We start from the raw sequence: 3164 nt of genomic DNA on the forward strand, positions 1-3164 counted from the left end.
TTTTTCTGCTTCTTCTTGGGTGAGATGCAAACCATAAAATTTATTAGTTGTTCCGTAGCTTTCATTAAGTACTGAATGGGAGTGACGGGCACTGGCTGGCAATGTCTAGCAACGGCAGGCATTTCGGCTGAGGGTAAAAGAACTTTCCGCTAAGCGATAGACTGTATGTAAACACAGTATTGCAAGGACGCGGAACATGCCTCATGTGGCGGCCAGGACGGCCAGCCGGGATCGGGATACTGGTCGTTACCAGAGCCACCGACCCGAGCAAACCCTTCTCTATCAGATCGTTGACGAGTATTACCCGGCATTCGCTGCGCTTATGGCAGAGCAGGGAAAGGAATTGCCGGGCTATGTGCAACGGGAATTTGAAGAATTTCTCCAATGCGGGCGGCTGGAGCATGGCTTTCTACGGGTTCGCTGCGAGTCTTGCCACGCCGAGCACCTGGTCGCTTTCAGCTGTAAGCGTCGCGGTTTCTGCCCGAGCTGTGGGGCGCGGCGGATGGCCGAAAGTGCCGCCTTGCTGGTTGATGAAGTACTGCCTGAACAACCCATGCGTCAGTGGGTGTTGAGCTTCCCGTTTCAGCTGCGTTTCCTGTTTGCCAGCCGGCCCGAGATCATGGGGTGGGTGCTGGGCATCGTTTACCGCGTCATTGCCACGCACCTGGTCAAGAAAGCGGGCCATACCCACCAAGTGGCCAAGACGGGCGCGGTCACCCTGATCCAGCGTTTTGGATCGGCGCTCAATCTGAATGTTCACTTCCACATGCTGTTTCTCGACGGTGTGTATGTCGAGCAATCCCACGGCTCAGCGCGTTTCCGCTGGGTCAAGGCGCCGACCAGCCCAGAGCTCACCCAGCTGACGCACACCATCGCCCACCGGGTGGGTCGCTATCTGGAACGGCAAGGCCTGCTGGAACGGGATGTCGAAAACAGCTATCTGGCCTCGGATGCGGTGGATGACGACCCGATGACACCCCTGCTGGGGCACTCGATCACTTACCGTATCGCTGTCGGTTCACAGGCGGGGCGAAAGGTGTTCACTTTGCAAACTCTGCCGACCAGTGGTGATCCGTTCGGTGACGGGATTGGCAAGGTAGCCGGGTCCAGCCTGCACGCCGGCGTGGCGGCCAGGGCCGATGAACGCAAGAAGCTCGAACGGCTGTGCCGGTACATCAGCCGCCCGGCGGTATCCGAGAAGCGGCTGTCGTTAACACGAGGCGGCAACGTGCGCTACCAGCTCAAGACGCCGTACCGGGACGGCACCACGCACGTCATTTTCGAACCATTGGATTTCATTGCAAGGCTGGCCGCCCTGGTACCGAAGCCCAGAGTCAACCTAACCCGCTTCCACGGGGTGTTCGCACCCAACAGTCGGCACCGGGCGTTGGTCACGCCGGCAAAACGGGGCAGGGGCAACAAGGTCAGGGTGGCTGATGAACCGGCAACACCAGCACAACGGCGAGCGTCGATGACATGGGCGCAACGGCTCAAGCGTGTTTTCAATATCGACATCGAGACCTGCAGCGGCTGCGGCGGCGCCATGAAAGTCATCGCCTGCATTGAAGACCCTATAGTGATCAAGCAGATCCTTGATCACCTGAAGCACAAAGCCGAAACCAGCGGGACCAGGGCGTTACCCGAAAGCCGGGCGCCACCGGCTGAGCTGCTCCTGGGTCTGTTTGACTGACGAGCCTGAAGGCCAACGATACCAATCAAAATGCTGCGTTCACAGCGCCGCGGCAGGGATCCGCCGTGCTGGTTGTCGGAAAAGGAGCCGCTAGTGGGAAAGAGGAGGGTAAATTTTCAGCGTTGCTGGCTCCCCGTCAGCCGGATTGGGTTGCATCGCAGGGGTGTCGAAAGAGTCAACTGCGGTCCAAAGCTGTTGGACTTGGGTGAAAAGGGCGTTTATTCTTCCTATACGTTGTCGGCAGCGGGCCAAAAAGGAATACGTCCATGCCCATCGAGGTGAAACCGGCTGTGAGCGCGGGTTCAAGCATATAGCCCGACAGGCGCGTATCCTTGCCGATCACGACACGATGGCGGTGGTCACCGCGACGAAAGACACGGCCAGCCGCCATGCCGACGCGCAAGGCGGTTTCCGCCGTCATCGCGCCTTCGTTGGCTTTGCCACGAATACCGTCTGTGCCGAAATATTTGCGCACCATAAGGTCGATTATCCTGTCGTCGGGTCGCCCTCAAAGGGGACATGCCTGCTGAACCGCGAATATAGAGAAATATCCCGAATGTGCAGTTAACGAATTCTTGCGGTTTCTTTCAGCGCCGCCAATACCGCCAGCCCGTCGCGCAAGGGGCGCGGCTCGTGTGTGCGGATGAAGTCAGCTCCACCTGCGGCGGCGGCAAGCTCTGCAGCGAGTGTCGCGGCCCCGACATCCCCCGGACCACGGCCTGTGAGCGCGCGCAGAAAGGATTTGCGCGAAACAGACAGAAGCACCGGCAAATCGAAGCGCAGCCGCAATTCATCGAACCGCGCCAGCACCGAGAGCGAGGTTTCGGGAGCAGCCCCCAGAAAAAACCCCATGCCGGGATCAAGGACAAGGCGGTTGCGTTTGATACCGGCACCCGTCAGCGCCGCGATGCGCGCGTCAAAGAACGCCGCAATGTGATCCATGATGTCGCCAGCGGGTGCCTCGCGCCGATCTGCCTGCCCGTCTTGCACCGAATGCATAACGACGAGTTTGGCAGATGATTTCGCCAATTGCGGATAGAACGCAGCGTCTGGAAAACCGCGAATATCATTGAGATAGGCCACACCACGCGACAAGGCATAGGCTTGCGTCGCGGGTTGATAACTGTCGAGCGAGACGGGAATGCCATCTGCCTTGAGCGCGTCCAGCACCGGCGCGATACGCGCGATTTCTGTGTCGGACGAAACAGGCGCGGCGTCGGGATTGCTGGATGCCGGACCGAGGTCGATCACATCTGCCCCCTCGGCCATCAGCTTACGCGCCTGCGCAATGGCTGCGTCTGGCGCCAGATACCGGCCTCCATCGGAGAAACTGTCCGAGGTTATGTTGACGATGCCGAAAATGATGAGCGATTTATTCATGGGGGCTTCTATAATAATCTCTGTACACGACAAAAATAGATAACTCATTGAAATAATGTCACAATAATTGTTTTCTAACGACGAATACTATGAC

3 protein-coding genes are annotated in these 3164 nt (G+C 58.3%); 1 reads left to right on the forward strand and 2 read right to left on the reverse strand.

The window, feature by feature from the left end; all coding sequences use genetic code 11:
- Positions 1-196: 196 nt before the first annotated feature.
- The gene (locus PV763_RS17185; RefSeq protein WP_001120888.1) at positions 197-1690 is read left to right on the forward strand and encodes an IS91-like element ISCR2 family transposase; all 1494 of its coding nucleotides are present in this window, start codon (positions 197-199) and stop codon (positions 1688-1690) included.
- A gap of 175 nt (positions 1691-1865) precedes the next feature.
- Here the strand turns inward: PV763_RS17185 and PV763_RS17190 are convergent, their stop codons facing one another.
- Positions 1866-2168: a phosphoglucosamine mutase gene (locus PV763_RS17190; RefSeq protein WP_000251875.1), complete on the reverse strand. Its 303-nt coding sequence runs from the start codon at positions 2166-2168 to the stop codon at positions 1866-1868.
- Positions 2169-2254: 86 nt separating this feature from the next.
- Positions 2255-3070 (reverse strand): sulfonamide-resistant dihydropteroate synthase Sul2, encoded by an 816-nt coding sequence (sul2, locus tag PV763_RS17195; protein WP_001043260.1) that lies wholly within the window; start codon positions 3068-3070, stop codon positions 2255-2257.
- Positions 3071-3164 lie beyond the last annotated feature (94 nt).

The sequence above is a fragment of the Acinetobacter sp. AS5 genome (genome assembly GCF_048957595.1).
GTDB lineage: Bacteria > Pseudomonadota > Gammaproteobacteria > Pseudomonadales > Moraxellaceae > Acinetobacter.

Bases quoted from the DNA above. Each gene is read 5' to 3' on its own strand.
- PV763_RS17190 (WP_000251875.1), bottom strand. From the start codon at position 2,168: ATGGTGCGCAAATATTTCGGCACAGACGGTATTCGTGGCAAAGCCAAC.
- sul2 (WP_001043260.1), bottom strand. From the start codon at position 3,070: ATGAATAAATCGCTCATCATTTTCGGCATCGTCAACATAACCTCGGAC.
- PV763_RS17185 (WP_001120888.1), top strand. From the start codon at position 197: ATGCCTCATGTGGCGGCCAGGACGGCCAGCCGGGATCGGGATACTGGT.